The sequence below is a fragment of the Pantoea sp. EKM101V genome, from assembly GCF_011800325.1.
Taxonomy (GTDB): Bacteria; Pseudomonadota; Gammaproteobacteria; order Enterobacterales; family Enterobacteriaceae; genus Pantoea; species Pantoea anthophila.
Genome location: NZ_JAALFP010000008.1, coordinates 130,162 through 144,938, shown reverse-complemented (window position 1 = coordinate 144,938; position 14,777 = coordinate 130,162). Strand labels below are relative to the sequence as shown.

Annotated in this window: 13 protein-coding genes and 1 riboswitch; of the genes, 7 read left to right on the top strand and 6 right to left on the bottom strand. The window is 56.4% G+C overall.

What is annotated here, in order from left to right; translation table 11 throughout:
• Positions 1 to 41 precede the first annotated feature (41 nt).
• A riboswitch (TPP riboswitch) is annotated at positions 42 to 144 on the bottom strand.
• A gap of 35 nt (positions 145 to 179) precedes the next feature.
• The gene (sgrR, locus tag HFD92_RS14345) at positions 180 to 1,841 is read right to left on the bottom strand and encodes an HTH-type transcriptional regulator SgrR (RefSeq protein WP_167429148.1); all 1,662 of its coding nucleotides are present in this window, start codon (positions 1,839 to 1,841) and stop codon (positions 180 to 182) included.
• A 255-nt stretch (positions 1,842 to 2,096) separates the two neighbouring features.
• Here sgrR and HFD92_RS14340 point away from each other — a divergent pair, with 255 nt between their 5' ends.
• Positions 2,097 to 3,275: an MFS transporter gene (locus HFD92_RS14340; RefSeq protein ID WP_058958457.1), complete on the top strand. Its 1,179-nt coding sequence runs from the start codon at positions 2,097 to 2,099 to the stop codon at positions 3,273 to 3,275.
• Between the two features lie 269 nt (positions 3,276 to 3,544).
• Here the strand turns inward: HFD92_RS14340 and leuD are convergent, their stop codons facing one another.
• The 5 genes from leuD to leuL form a co-directional block, all read right to left on the bottom strand.
• Positions 3,545 to 4,150, bottom strand: coding sequence for a 3-isopropylmalate dehydratase small subunit (leuD, locus tag HFD92_RS14335; RefSeq protein WP_009092163.1), 606 nt, complete (start codon positions 4,148 to 4,150; stop codon positions 3,545 to 3,547).
• 3 nt (positions 4,151 to 4,153) lie between these two features.
• Positions 4,154 to 5,560, bottom strand: coding sequence for a 3-isopropylmalate dehydratase large subunit (leuC, locus tag HFD92_RS14330; protein ID WP_009092161.1), 1,407 nt, complete (start codon positions 5,558 to 5,560; stop codon positions 4,154 to 4,156).
• A 4-nt stretch (positions 5,561 to 5,564) separates the two neighbouring features.
• Positions 5,565 to 6,656, bottom strand: coding sequence for a 3-isopropylmalate dehydrogenase (leuB, locus tag HFD92_RS14325; RefSeq protein WP_167429147.1), 1,092 nt, complete (start codon positions 6,654 to 6,656; stop codon positions 5,565 to 5,567).
• 2 nt (positions 6,657 to 6,658) lie between these two features.
• The gene (leuA, locus tag HFD92_RS14320) at positions 6,659 to 8,221 is read right to left on the bottom strand and encodes a 2-isopropylmalate synthase (protein WP_167429146.1); all 1,563 of its coding nucleotides are present in this window, start codon (positions 8,219 to 8,221) and stop codon (positions 6,659 to 6,661) included.
• Between the two features lie 89 nt (positions 8,222 to 8,310).
• The gene (gene leuL, locus HFD92_RS21910) at positions 8,311 to 8,394 is read right to left on the bottom strand and encodes a leu operon leader peptide (RefSeq protein WP_111208305.1); all 84 of its coding nucleotides are present in this window, start codon (positions 8,392 to 8,394) and stop codon (positions 8,311 to 8,313) included.
• A gap of 730 nt (positions 8,395 to 9,124) precedes the next feature.
• Between leuL and ilvI the strand changes: the two genes are divergently transcribed.
• The 6 genes from ilvI (at position 9,125) to ftsL (ending at position 14,764) form a co-directional block, all read left to right on the top strand.
• Positions 9,125 to 10,849 carry an acetolactate synthase 3 large subunit gene (gene ilvI, locus HFD92_RS14310; protein WP_009092154.1) on the top strand — a complete coding sequence of 575 codons (1,725 nt, stop codon included), beginning with the start codon at positions 9,125 to 9,127 and terminating at the stop codon, positions 10,847 to 10,849.
• A 2-nt stretch (positions 10,850 to 10,851) separates the two neighbouring features.
• Positions 10,852 to 11,343, top strand: a complete 492-nt coding sequence (ilvN, locus tag HFD92_RS14305; RefSeq protein WP_009092152.1) for an acetolactate synthase small subunit — start codon at positions 10,852 to 10,854, stop codon at positions 11,341 to 11,343.
• A gap of 195 nt (positions 11,344 to 11,538) precedes the next feature.
• A complete protein-coding gene (cra, locus tag HFD92_RS14300) occupies positions 11,539 to 12,549 on the top strand; it encodes a catabolite repressor/activator (RefSeq protein WP_009092150.1) in 1,011 nt (336 codons plus the stop codon).
• 495 nt (positions 12,550 to 13,044) lie between these two features.
• On the top strand, positions 13,045 to 13,503 hold the full coding sequence (gene mraZ, locus HFD92_RS14295) for a division/cell wall cluster transcriptional repressor MraZ (RefSeq protein ID WP_009092149.1): 459 nt from the start codon (positions 13,045 to 13,047) through the stop codon (positions 13,501 to 13,503).
• Positions 13,504 to 13,505: 2 nt separating this feature from the next.
• On the top strand, positions 13,506 to 14,447 hold the full coding sequence (gene rsmH / locus HFD92_RS14290) for a 16S rRNA (cytosine(1402)-N(4))-methyltransferase RsmH (RefSeq protein ID WP_009092147.1): 942 nt from the start codon (positions 13,506 to 13,508) through the stop codon (positions 14,445 to 14,447).
• Positions 14,444 to 14,764: a cell division protein FtsL gene (gene ftsL / locus HFD92_RS14285; RefSeq protein ID WP_003854764.1), complete on the top strand. Its 321-nt coding sequence runs from the start codon at positions 14,444 to 14,446 to the stop codon at positions 14,762 to 14,764. The genes rsmH and ftsL overlap by 4 nt, the downstream gene beginning before the upstream one ends.
• Positions 14,765 to 14,777: the final 13 nt, after the last annotated feature.

Genomic DNA, 14,777 nt, shown 5'->3' with positions numbered 1-14,777 from the left:
GCTCCTTCAGGAGAATAGGGGATGAGTCGCAAAGGATCTGAGCACAGCGGCCTCTCAAATCCCTACGTCGGTATTAACCGAATCAGGTTCGACGGGTCTCTCTCAGCTGCTTGCTGGTGGCAGGCGGCACCCCGTTGAGAACGTCACATTCTAGTCATTTCAGCGCCGTGGCGAAAGCGTCACAGTGCCGGCGGCGCAAACCAGGCCGATTTAAAATCAAACCAGCCCAGGGTATTCATCCGGACGCCACGCATGCTGCGCTGGCCCTCCAGCAGCAGCCAGTGATGAAACAGCGGATGCAGACCCGCCTCTTCAACCAGCTGTTTGCTCCACTCGGCCAGCGGCAGCGTTTTCTCGCGCCAGCGGGCCGCGTCACTGTGCCAGTCAATCGGCAGGCAGTGATGCAGCAGCGGGATCTCATACAGCTGGGCGAACAGCGACCAGTTCAGCGGCAGGGTAAAGTTGACGCTGCCGAGCCAGATATCACTCTCCGCGTCGCCCTGATACCAGCTTTCATAACTGATCTCACGGGTTTCCAGGGTGACGCCCTGTTGGGCCAGCAGGGGACGCAGCGCATTGGCGATGCCCTCATGCTCCACGTGCTGACTGTACCAGGTCAGCGTCAGATGGGTCAGGCCGGGCGGCTTTTCGACCGGGGTCAGGTCCCGGCGGTGGTGCCAGCGCGGCAGCAGGCCATAAGCCGGAAACCAGTATCGCTGATAGCCGACGCCCGCGTGGTTGAGCAGGGCGATAGGGTTGAAGAGATAACTGACCCAGCGCCTGACTGCCTCGCAGCGACCCTGCTCTGAACGCTGGTCAAACAGCAGATAGTAGCAGCCCTCCTCAAGGCGGCTCTCCTCCTGAATCTCATCCGCAGCGTCCCCCTGCAGGCGCACACCGGCATAGACCAGCTCATCGCTGATGTCGGGCAGCACCCAGATAGAGACATCGTCGATCAGGGCACGAAAACCGAAGTAATCATCAAAGGCTTCAATCTTCAGCTGGCTCTCATGATTGCGGATCACCCGGTAGGGGCCGGTGCCGACTGGCTGGCGGGCAAAATCCTGAATCGTCGGCCACTCGCGCGGCAGGATCATCGCGCTGACGCTGCCCAGCAGCCAGGGCAGGCCGTCGTCGGGCTGGCTCAGATGCACATCCAGCGTCCAGGGGGCGGGCGAGGAGATCTCCGCAATGTGGGAAAAGAGCGGATGAGGGCGCTGACGCTCCAGGGTGGCGATGACATCCGCCATCTCCAGCTCCCGACCGTGATGAAAACGAATAGCCGGACGCAGAAAGAATCGCCAGTGAAGCGGGGAGGTCTGCTGCCAGTGATGCGCGATATCGGGCTCGATTTCCCCGTTTTCCTCATTTATCCGCGTCAGGCCATTAAAAATCTGCCGGGCGATGTGCGTTTCAGAGCGCCGCAGCGGCGAGCCAGGCAGCAGATTGAGCAGGGGACGATAGTAGAGCACCCGCAGGATATGCTTGCCCTGCCGGAAACTGCGGCCGAGATGCGCACTGATCATCTGCCGCACCTGATCCTTATCGCCCACCAGCTGGACCAGCTGATCGATGCGATCCTGCTCCAGCAGATCTTCGGCACGCTGCTGCTGTAAAGCCAGCCCGGTATAGCAGAACGTCAGATGTGACCGCCTGCCGCGTCCCGCTTCTGCCTGCCAGACCAGCCAGCCTGCCGCCTGCATCCGGTTGAGCAGATTGCGCATGTGGCGGCGCGAGCAGTACAGCAGGTCAGCCAGTTCGCTGAGGGTAATGGCCTGCGACTGGCCTTGGCAGCTCTGCCACAGGCGAATGAATTGCTGCTTCAGACGTGACGAGGACATAAAAGAGGAACTCCTGCTGAAAAGCGCTCTGTTTTTTCTGCCTCATTTTAAGAGCAAACTTTGCGCTATGGGAAGAGCGGGAGGCATTCAGTCTGGAATGGCGTTCAACCCTGACTTCGCTGTTCAGCGGAGTGCTTTTCTGAGTAGGGTGCATTTACACCGCCAGCAGAGGATCTCTGCTGGCTTTTTTCATCGTGCGCGGTATGGTCTACCCTTCTTTTTTTCCTCTCTGATTATCCTCTAAGGGATTTCGCTATGAAATCGCTGTTAACGCGGCAGCGCCGCATCAATCCGGTTTACCTCGCCTTTATGGTCGCCTCGTTCATGCTGGGCGTGGCGGGCGCATTGCAGGCACCGACGCTGAGCCTGTTTCTGACGCGCGAAGTGCAGGCCCGCCCTTTCTGGGTCGGACTGTTTTTTACCATCAATGCGGTGGCCGGTATCCTGGTGAGCATGCTGGTGGCGAAGCGTTCGGACAGCGTGGGGGACCGCCGTAATATCATTCTGTTCTGCTGCCTGATGGCGCTGGTCAATGCGCTGCTGTTTGCCTTCAGCCGCCACTACCTGACGCTGATTACGCTGGGTGTGCTGCTGTCGGCGCTCGCCAGCGTCTCGATGCCTCAGCTCTTTGCGCTGGCCCGGGAATATGCCGATCAGTCGGCGCGTGAAGCGGTCATGTTCAGTTCGGTGATGCGTGCGCAGCTGTCGCTGGCGTGGGTCATCGGGCCACCGCTCTCATTTGCGCTGGCGCTGAACTATGGTTTTGTCACGCTGTTTATGGTGGCCGCCGCGCTGTTTCTGATCTGTATCCTGCTGGTCTGGTTTACCCTGCCGTCAGTGCCCCGTGCGCAGCCGCTGCTGCAAAGCGGCGGTCTGCCGCTAAGCGGCTGGCGCGACCGGGATGTGCGCCTGCTGTTTATTGCCTCGGTGGTGATGTGGACCTGCAATACCATGTATATCATTGATATGCCGCTCTATATCAGTACGACGCTTGGCCTGCCGGAAAAGCTGGCGGGTCTGCTGATGGGCACGGCCGCCGGGCTGGAGATCCCGGTGATGCTGCTGGCCGGGCATTACGCCCGCCGCATGGGCAAGCGCCGGTTAATGCTGGTGGCGGTGGCCGCCGGAGTCCTGTTTTATCTGGGGCTGGTGCTGTTTAACTCCCGCACGTCACTGATGGTATTGCAGCTGTTTAATGCGGTGTTTGTCGGGATTATTGCCGGGATTGGGATGTTATGGTTCCAGGATCTGATGCCGGGACGGCCTGGCGCCGCAACCACCCTGTTCACCAACTCCATCTCTACCGGCATGATTCTGGCCGGGGTGATTCAGGGTACGCTGAGCGAGCGGCTGGGACATGAGGCGGTCTACTGGCTGGCATTCGGGCTGGCGATTGTGGCGCTGGTGATGTCGGCACGGGTGCGCGACGTATAAAGAAGAAGGGCGACAGGATGTCGCCCCTGGATTTCTGACAAACTCAGATTCGAGTGAGTCTGACCGCAACAACACGCTTTACACGAAGGCAACACGGGCAGAGGAGGAAAGCGTCCCGCGCCATGGACGGCGCGGGCCGAGCGGCCAGGGAAGGTTTAAGCGACTTTCCGATCTGACCGTGTTGCCTTCGCAGGCTCGATCTCATAGCAGGCCAGAACTGAGGTTGCCAGCAACCTCAGGCGATGGGATGTTGCCCTGTCTTAACGCAATCAGCGCAGGAAGGCGGGCTGATTCTGCTCATACTGCGAAATTGACGCTTCATGCTGCAGGGTCAGACCGATGCTGTCGAGGCCGTTGATCATGCAGTGGCGACGGAAGCTGTCGAGTTCGAACGGGTAGACTTTATCGCCTGCGGTCACCGTCTGCGCTTCCAGATCGACCGTAAAGCTGATGCCTGGCTGAGCCGCAACCAGCCGGAACAGCTCATCCACTTCCTCTTCGCTTAACTTCACCGGCAGCAGCTGATTGTTGAAGCTGTTGCCGTAGAAGATATCGGCGAAGCTTGGCGCAATCACCACGTGAAAACCGAAATCGGTCAGCGCCCAGGGCGCATGCTCACGAGAGGAACCACAGCCAAAGTTCTCGCGCGCCAGCAGAATGCTGGTGCCTTTAAACTCTGGCTTGTTCAGCACAAAGCTGGGGGTAGGGACCGTGCCGGCGTCATCTTCAAAGCGCCAGTCATGGAACAGGTGCTGACCAAAACCGGTGCGGGTCACCTTCTGCAAAAACTGCTTAGGGATGATCGCGTCGGTATCGACGTTTGCGGCGTCCAGCGGCGCGACGATGCCGGTGTGCTGAGTAAATTTATTCGCCATGACTTATGCTCCTGTCGTCAGTTCACGGATGTCGGCAAAGTGGCCGGTGACGGCTGCCGCTGCGGCCATTGCCGGGCTGACCAGATGGGTTCGTCCACCGCGGCCCTGACGACCTTCAAAGTTACGGTTGCTGGTTGACGCGCAACGCTCGCCGGGGTTGAGGCGGTCATTGTTCATCGCCAGACACATGGAGCAGCCTGGCAGACGCCACTCAAAGCCCGCTTCCAGGAAGATTTTATCCAGACCTTCCGCTTCCGCCTGTGCTTTTACCGGACCGGAACCGGGCACCACCATCGCAACCACACCCGGCGCAACTTTGCGGCCTTTGGCGATAGCGGCGGCGGCACGCAGATCCTCAATGCGCGAGTTGGTGCAGGAGCCGATAAAGACTTTATCAATCGCGACATCGGTCAGTCGGATGCCCGGCTGCAGATTCATATACGCCAGCGCTTTTTCCGCTGAGGCGCGCTCTACCGGATCGGCGAATGAGGCCGGGTTCGGGATCACCTGATCAACGGCGATCACCTGACCCGGGTTGGTGCCCCAGGTGACCTGTGGCGCAATCTCTTCTGCATGCAGTGTGACCACCGCATCATAGGTCGCGCCTTCATCTGACTTCAGTGTGCGCCAGTACTCTACAGCCTGCTCCCACTTCTCACCCTGTGGGGAGAACTGGCGGCCTTTCAGGTAGCTGAAGGTGGTCTCGTCCGGTGCCACCAGGCCCGCTTTCGCGCCCATTTCAATCGCCATGTTGCACAGCGTCATACGACCTTCCATGCTCAGCGCCTGAATGGCCGGACCGCAGAACTCAACCACATAGCCGGTTCCGCCTGCGCTGCCGGTTTTGCCGATGATCGCCAGGACAATATCTTTTGCCGTAATGCCGGTTGAGGCCTGGCCCAGTACCTCAATTTTCATGGTTTTCGCCCGGCCCTGTTTCAGGGTCTGGGTGGCAAACACATGCTCTACTTCGGAGGTGCCGATACCAAAGGCCAGTGAGCCGAAGGCACCGTGCGTCGCCGTGTGCGAGTCACCGCACACGATGGTCATGCCTGGCAGCGTCATGCCCTGCTCAGGGCCGATAACGTGCACGATCCCCTGATACGGGTGGTTCAGGTCATAGAGCTGTACACCAAATTCAGCGCAGTTCTTCATCAGCTCCTGCATCTGAATCCGCGCCATCTCGCCCGAGGCATTGATGTCTTTGGTCTGAGTAGAGACGTTGTGGTCCATGGTGGCAAAGGTTTTGCCCGGCTGACGCACCTTGCGTCCGTGCGCGCGCAGACCATCAAAAGCCTGAGGCGAGGTGACTTCATGGATCAGGTGGCGATCGATATAGAGTAACGGCGTTTCGTTCGGCGCTTCGTGGACGACATGTGCATCAAATAACTTCTGGTATAAGGTTTTCATTTTTTTATTTTTCCTCGGCGATAAAGCGGGCAATGATGCTGCCCATCTCATCTGTGCTGACCGCTGGGCCATCACCGGCTAAATCTTTAGTGCGGTAGCCCTGTTCCAGCGCACGACTGATGGCGCGTTCGATACTGTCGGCAGCCTCATCGGCATTCAGGCTGTAGCGTAACAGCAGAGACAGCGACAGGATCTGCGCGACCGGGTTAGCAATATTCTGTCCGGCGATATCCGGTGCGGAGCCGCCTGCCGGTTCAAACAGGCCAAAGCCCGCTTCATTCAGGCTGGCGGAAGGCAGCATCCCCATCGAACCGGTGATCATGGCGCACTCATCAGAGAGAATGTCGCCGAACAGGTTGGAGCAGAGCAGCACGTCAAACTGTGACGGATCTTTGATCAACTGCATGGTGGCATTGTCGATATAGATGTGGCTCAGCTGTACGTCCGGATACTCTTTAGCGACCTCGTTAACGATTTCACGCCACATGACTGAGGTCTGCAGGACGTTGGCTTTATCTACTGAGGTCACTTTATTGCGGCGTTTACGCGCAGACTCAAACGCGATACGGGCGATGCGCTCGATCTCGAAGCGGTGGTAAACCTCCGTATCGAATGCCCGCTCTTCCGGGCCGCTGCCTTCGCGTCCTTTAGGCTGACCAAAATAGATGCCGCCGGTCAGTTCACGCACGCACAGGATATCGAAGCCTTTCGCCGCGATGTCGGCGCGCAGCGGGCAGAAAGCTTCCAGACCGATGTAGAGTGCCGCCGGGCGCAGGTTACTGAACAGTCTGAAGTGTTTGCGCAGGGGCAGCAGGGCACCGCGTTCCGGCTGCGAGGCCGGTGGCAAATGTTCCCACTTCGGTCCGCCAACCGAACCAAACAGGATCGCATCCGCCTGCTCGCAGCCCGCCACGGTCGCAGGAGGCAGGGGTTCGCCGTGCTGATCGATAGCGATGCCGCCGACCGCATATTCCTGAGTGGTAATCTGCATATCAAAGCGCTGACGAATGGCGTCCAGCACTTTCATTGCCTGTGCCATCACTTCCGGGCCAATGCCGTCACCGGGTAAAACTGCGATATGAGAAGAGCTGGACATAGTTATACGGTTTCCTTCTGATCTTTAAATTTGCGTTGCAATTCCTGTTCAACCTGGCGGGCACGCCAGATATTGTTCAGCGCATTCACCATCGCTTTGGCGGACGATTCCACGATATCGGTCGCCAGACCGACGCCGTGGAACTTACGGCCGTTGTAGCTCACCACAATGTCGACCTGACCCAGCGCGTTTTCGCCGTGGCCTTTGGCGGTCAGTTTGTAGTTAACCAGCTCCGCGTCGAACTGAGTAATACGGTTAATGGCCTGATAGACCGCGTCAACCGGGCCGTTGCCGGTGGCCGCATCCGCTTTGGCATCATCGCCGCAGCCCAGCTTGACAGAGGCGGTGGCGGTGATGCCGGAACCGGTCTGAACGTTAAATTCATGCAGCTGAAAATGCTCCGGCTCTTCATTCCGTTTATTGATGAAGGCCAGCGCTTCCAGGTCGTAGTCGAACACCTGACCTTTTTTGTCAGCCAGCTTCAGGAAGGCGTCATACAGGGCATCCAGATTGTAATCCTGCTCTGCATAGCCCATCTCTTCCATACGATGTTTTACCGCCGCGCGGCCAGAACGTGAGGTCAGGTTCAGCTGAATCTTGTGTAAGCCGATCGACTCCGGCGTCAGGATTTCATAGTTTTCGCGATTCTTCAGCACGCCATCCTGATGAATACCGGAGGAGTGGGCGAAGGCATTGGAGCCGACCACCGCCTTGTTTGCCGGGATAGGCATATTGCAGATCTGGCTCACCATCTGGCTGGTGCGGTAGATCTCCTGATGATTGATGTTGGTGTGCACATTCATGATCTGCTGGCGGGTTTTGATCGCCATGATCACCTCTTCCAGCGCACAGTTACCGGCACGCTCACCCAGACCATTCAGCGTGCCTTCAACCTGACGTGCACCCGCCTGGACAGCCGCCAGGGCGTTTCCGGTTGCCATACCCAGGTCATCGTGGGTATGGACGGAGAGAATCGCTTTGTCGATGTTAGGCACGCGGTTGATCAGCTGGCTGATGATGTGAGCATATTCGCCTGGCAGGGTGTAACCCACGGTGTCCGGGATATTGATGGTGTTGGCACCGGCATTAATTGCGGCTTCAACCATCCGGCACAGGTCATCAATCGGGGTACGGCCGCCATCTTCGCAGGAGAATTCAACGTCATTGGTGTAGTTGCGGGCACGTTTCACCATGTGTACCGCGCGCTCAATCACCTCGGGCAGCGTGCTGCGCAGTTTGGTGGCGATGTGCATCGGTGAGGTGGCGATAAAGGTATGAATACGGAAGGCTTCGGCAACGCGCAGTGATTCGTACGCCGCATCAATATCCTTCTCAACACAGCGGGCCAGACCGCAGACCCGGCTGTTTTTAATGGTGCGCGCGATGGTCTGTACGGATTCAAAATCGCCAGGTGAGGAGACCGGGAAACCCACTTCCATGACATCCACGCCCATACGCTCCAGCGCTAATGCAATCTGCAATTTTTCTTTCACACTCAGGCTGGCCTGTAATGCCTGCTCACCGTCGCGCAGAGTGGTATCGAAAATAATGACTTGCTGACTCATCGTATTCATCCTTATGCATTTTCTGGCCTGGCAACGAGCATAAAAAAACCCGCGACAGGCGCGGGTTTTTAACTTTCAGCAGGTTTGAATCAGTGTTTGATTCCGCCCACAAGTCTACCGCGCAAGCTGTATGCGTTTAGTAGTAGACCGAGAAGGCGAGCAAAACGAAACATGGATTCAAACCTTATAAATTGTTGTGCTGCCTATATTGGTACTGCAATCACTCAGGGATGTCAACCTTCTGTACAGGGTTATTCTCCAGCGAGTAAAAGGAAGATCGTCTGTTATTTTACGGCCTGACAGCGTAATGAATAGCGCAGAAGTGAGTGCCGCGCCGGTCAGGCAGGATAAGTACGCTTCTGCAGGGTGGTTTCTGTTTTATCTATTTGAAAAATAATAATTTTATTTTTATGCTTCTCAGGCGTGACGCAGAATTTATGTCCGCCTGCTTAGCATAATCGTATGCGCTTTAGCGATTTTCTGGTTAATTAACCCGGAAAATAAAACGGTGGGGCGATTGTGGGCTGGGGCAGGTCACAATAAGTTTTCGTTATTTCTTAGATCACGCTAAAAATAATTTCTTAGTCAGCATTTTCCTCTGCGGTTCTGCGGCGTAATTAGTTTAATCCGCGCAGCCAATTCTTATCGGGCAGAGCCTTTACGTCCCTGCCATTTAATTTACACGGCTTTGCGGTTTGCCTGCCCGCTGAAGTGCGGTTATGGTAATCGACCTACTCTCAGAACAATGAACTCGACAGATTTCTCTGTAACCGGACAGCGGCACAGGTTTCCGCTGTCGTGCATAAACATAAGATTTTGATTGGCAGAGCAGGCACCGGCGCGACGCGATATGTGCAAAAGGCCCTATTCATGGCGCCCGGTCCTGAAGCCTGGAGGCAGAAGATGGAGATGTTGTCAGGAGCCGAAATGGTCGTCCGTTCGTTAATCGATCAGGGCGTTAAGCAGGTATTCGGTTATCCGGGTGGCGCGGTATTAGATATCTATGATGCGCTGCAAACCGTCGGGGGTATCGATCACATTCTGGTACGCCACGAGCAGGCTGCGGTGCATATGGCTGACGGCCTCGCACGCGCCACGGGTGAAGTCGGGGTCGTGCTGGTCACTTCAGGCCCCGGAGCGACCAATGCGATCACCGGGATCGCCACCGCCTATATGGACTCTATTCCGCTGGTGATTCTGTCGGGCCAGGTGCCTACCTCGCTGATTGGCTATGATGCCTTTCAGGAGTGCGACATGGTCGGCATTTCACGGCCGGTGGTGAAGCATAGTTTTCTGGTGAAAAGCACCGAAGAGATCCCCACCGTGCTGAAAAAGGCGTTCTGGCTCGCCGCCAGCGGACGTCCGGGACCGGTGGTTATCGATCTGCCGAAAGATATTCTCAACCCGGCCAATAAGCTCCCTTATCACTGGCCGGACGCTGTCAGCATGCGCTCCTACAATCCGACCATCCAGGGCCATAAAGGTCAGATTAAGCGTGCGCTGACGACACTGCTGGCCGCAAAACAGCCGGTGATTTATGCCGGTGGCGGAGCCATCACCGCGGGCTGTGAAGCGGAACTGTTACAGCTGGCCGAAAGCCTGAACATTCCGGTCACTACGTCGCTGATGGGGCTTGGCGCGTTTCCTGGCACGCATCGTCAGTGCGTCGGGATGCTCGGCATGCACGGCACCTATGAAGCCAACATGACGATGCATAACACCGATCTGATTTTTGGTATCGGCGTTCGCTTTGACGACCGCACCACCAATAATCTGGCGAAGTATTGCCCCAACGCCACCATCATGCACATTGATATCGACCCGACCTCTATCTCCAAGACGGTGGCGGCGGATATCCCGATCGTGGGTGATGCGAAGCAGGTACTGCAGCAGATGCTGGAGCTGCTGGCGCAAAACGACAGTGAGCCGCGCTCTGAGAGTCTGCAGGCGTGGTGGAGCGCGATTGAGGGCTGGCGCAGTCGTCAGTGCCTGGAGTTCGATCGGACCAGCGACAAGATCAAGCCGCAGGCCGTCATTGAAACCATCAGCCGTCTGACCCATGGCGACGCCTACGTCACGTCCGATGTGGGCCAGCATCAGATGTTTGCTGCGCTCTATTATCCGTTCGATAAACCGCGTCGCTGGATCAACTCCGGTGGGCTGGGCACGATGGGCTTTGGCCTGCCCGCTGCGCTGGGTGTCAAGATGGCGCTGCCGGACGAAACCGTTATCTGCGTGACGGGCGATGGCAGTATTCAGATGAACATTCAGGAGCTCTCTACCGCACTGCAGTACAATCTGCCGGTGCTGGTACTGAGCCTGAATAACCGGGTTCTGGGCATGGTGAAACAGTGGCAGGATATGATCTACTCCGGCCGCCACTCGCAGTCCTATATGGAATCACTGCCTGACTTCGTGCGTCTGGCTGAAGCCTACGGCCACGTCGGGATTGCCATTGAGCATCCGGCTGAACTGGAAGAGAAGCTGACGCTGGCGCTGGAGAAACTGGCACAGGGGCGTCTGGTGTTTGTAGATGTCGCCGTGGACGGTAGCGAGCATGTTTACCCGATGCAGATTCGCGGCGGCAGCATGGATGAGATGTGGTTAAGCAAAACGGAGAGGACATAACTATGCGTCGCATTTTATCAGTTCTGCTGGAGAACGAATCTGGCGCATTATCCCGTGTCGTCGGTCTCTTTTCGCAGCGCGGCTACAATATCGAAAGCCTGACCGTTGCGCCTACCGACGATCCCACCCTGTCGCGGATGACCATTCAGACGGTAGGCGACCAGAAGGTGCTGGAGCAGATCGAAAAGCAGCTGCACAAGCTGGTGGATGTGCTGCGCGTGACCGAACTGGGGCAGGGTGCCTACGTTGAGCGTGAGATCATGCTGGTGAAGATCCAGGCGAGTGGCTATGGCCGCGAAGAGGTGAAGCGCAATGCTGAGATCTTCCGCGGTCAGATTATTGATGTAACGCCTACGCTGTACACGGTTCAGCTGGCAGGCACCAGTGACAAACTGGACGCGTTTCTCAATTCCGTGCGTGAGGTTGCCGAAATCGTTGAAGTGGCCCGCTCCGGTATTGTGGGCGTATCACGCGGCGATCGCATCATGCGTTAATCACGCTGCGTCACCATCGAACCTCACCTAACCCGGCGAAATGCCGGGTTTTTTATTTTTTATGCGCCAGGCTGGTTACATTCAGAAAAGCGGTTGCTCCGCGCACTTTTCTGCTGTTAGATGATAGCCATGAGTTATCCATAGCTTAACTGCGGCTATTTCTGCCGTAAAAGCGGATTTGATGGTGGGGTTATCGTGAAGCTGGATGAAATTGCGCGTTTGGCAGGTGTGTCGCGCACCACGGCCAGTTATGTGATCAATGGTAAAGCGCGGCAGTATCGTGTCAGCGACAAAACCGTTGAGAAAGTGATGGCGGTCGTGCGTGAACATAATTATCACCCCAATGCGGTGGCCGCCGGGCTGCGCGCCGGGCGAACGCGCTCTATTGGACTGGTGATTCCCGATCTGGAGAATACCAGTTACACCCGTATTGCAAACTATCTTGAACGACAGGCGCGTCAGCGAGGCTATCAGCTGCTGATCGCCTGCTCAGAAGATCAGCCTGATAACGAGATGCGCTGCATTGAACACCTGCTCCAGCGTCAGGTCGACGCGATCATCGTCTCCACCTCGTTACCGCCTGAGCATCCCTTTTATCAGCGCTGGGTCAACGATCCGCTGCCGATCATTGCGTTAGACCGTGCGCTGGATCGTGAACATTTCACCAGCGTCGTGGGTGCCGACCAGGACGATGCCCATACGCTGGCGGCTGAACTGCGTCAGCTTGAGGTCAAAAACGTGCTGTTCCTCGGCGCCCTGCCTGAGCTGTCAGTGAGCTTCCTGCGTGAGATGGGATTCCGTGATGCGTGGAAAGATGATCCGCGGCCGATAGATTACATCTACTGCAACAGCTTCGAACGCACCGCTGCCGCCGCGCTGTTTGAGCGTTATCTTGAAGAGCATCCGATGCCGGAGGCGCTTTTTACCACCTCTTTCGGGCTGCTGCAGGGCGTCATGGATGTCACGCTGAAACGAGACGGCCGGCTGCCTACCGAGCTGGCGATTGCCACCTTTGGCGACCACGAATTACTGGACTTTCTTGAGTGCCCGGTGCTGGCCGTAGGACAGCGCCATCGTGACGTCGCCGAACGGGTACTGGAATTAGTTTTAGCCTCGCTGGATGAGCCAAGAAAACCTAAACCCGGTTTAACCCGTATCCGCCGTAATTTATATCGTCGCGGACAATTAAGCCGAAGAGTTAAATGAGGGAAGGGCAGTATTACGCTGCCCGCCACGTTTATTTTTTCCGAATTACTGATTAAATAAACAGGTCGACGTAAAAAAGCGTAAATTCTGCTCATCAATTCTAACAAAGCAGAAAGGGTTATTTTTATTATCTGCTTACAACTTCAACAAATGCCGCTTTCCTGTCCGGCCTGAGCCGCTGGGCTTTCTTTCGGAAATCCCCTAAAATGCCGCCGCTGTCTCAGAAACCACGAGAAATATTCAGCGTGTGATGCTGTTTCATTTTTAATCGTTTTTTCCGCGCCCGCTTTTTTTATTCAGGTATTCATTGGTTTAATTTTTTCTTTCTCTTTTTATTCGATCAGGGCGTCGGCAGCCATTAATTCGGCGCTCTGTAAATAGTGATATTCAACTGCCGCTCCGGCTTGACAAGGATTTCATCGAATCCTTAAACTCGTTTCGTGGTAAAAAGTGGGATAAAGTGGTGCAAACGGGTGACCAGGGGGAGAGACTGGCATGTTCCGCGGAGCAACGTTAGTCAATCTCGACAGTAAAGGGCGGCTTGCCGTACCCACGCGATATCGCGATTTGCTGATCGGGGAATCTCAGGGGCAGATGGTCTGTACCATCGACCTCCACCAGCCATGCCTGTTGCTTTATACCCTGCCCGAATGGGAAATCATTGAAAAAAAGCTCGCCCGCTTATCCAGTATGAATCCACTTGAGCGCCGTGTGCAGCGTCTGTTGCTGGGACATGCCAGTGAATGTCAGATGGATAATGCAGGACGCCTGCTGCTGGCGAATACGCTTCGGCAGCACGCAAAATTAACCAAAGAAGTGATGCTGGTCGGACAGTTCAACAAGTTTGAGCTGTGGGATGAACAGACCTGGTATCAACAGGTCAGGGACGATATTGACGCAGAACAGTCAGCTCAGGAGCCTTTATCTGAGCGGTTGCAGGACTTGTCGCTATAGCTATGCAGGAAAATTTCAAACATACCACCGTGCTGTTGGATGAGGCGGTTAACGGCCTCAATATCAGGGAAGACGGTATCTACATCGATGGCACGTTTGGTCGTGGTGGTCATTCACGTCTGATTCTTTCGCAACTGGGAGAGAAGGGACAACTGATCGCCATCGATCGCGACCCTCAAGCTATCGCCGCTGCCGCTGAGATTACCGATCCCCGCTTCTCTATTATTCATGGCCCTTTTTCCGCCCTGGCAGAGTATGTCTCTGAGCGGGATTTGGTCGGAAAAATTGACGGCATCCTGCTGGATCTGGGGGTTTCCTCACCGCAGCTGGATGACGCAGAGCGCGGCTTCTCGTTTATGCGTGACGGACCGCTGGATATGCGTATGGATCCTTCGCGCGGTCACTCCGCCGCCGAGTGGTTGCTGCAGGCGGAAGAGGCAGACATCGCTTTCGTGCTGAAAACCTACGGTGAAGAGCGGTTCGCCAAACGTATCGCCCGCGCCATTGTTGAGCGCAATCGCGAAGCGCCGATGACCCGGACACGGGAGCTGGCTGAGGTGATCGCCGTTGCCACGCCGGTTAAAGATAAGTTCAAGCATCCGGCGACGCGCAGTTTCCAGGCGATCCGTATCTGGATTAACAGTGAACTGGAAGAGATCGATATTGCGCTGAAAGGGGCAGTTGAGGTGCTGGCACCACAAGGGCGCCTTTCGGTTATCAGCTTCCACTCGCTGGAAGATCGGCTGGTGAAACGCTTTATGCGCGATCAGAGTCGCGGGCCGCAGGTCCCAGCCGGGCTGCCAATGACGGAACATCAGCTGCGTGCCCTGGGCGGTCGTGAACTGAAATTACTCGGCAAAATGTCGCCGGGCGATGCCGAAGTTTCTGAGAACCCGCGCGCGCGCAGTTCGGTATTACGTATTGCGGAGAAAACCGACGCATGATCGGTAATGAGCGTCACAGTCTGCCCGCCGTCATCGGCGGGGATCTGCTGCGAAAGGGCAAGATCCCGGTACTGTTGCTGATCGCTGTGGTGGTTTCTGCCGTGCTGGTGGTCACCACCACCCATAAAACCCGACTGTTAACCGCACAGCGTGAACAGCTGGTACTGGAGCGCGACGCGCTGGATATCGAATGGCGCAACCTGATTCTGGAAGAGAATGCGCTGGGCGATCACAGTCGTGTCGAACGCATCGCCACCGAGAAGCTGCAGCTGCAGCACGTTGATCCTTCACAAGAAAATATCGTGGTGCAGAAATAAGGACCTCAGATAG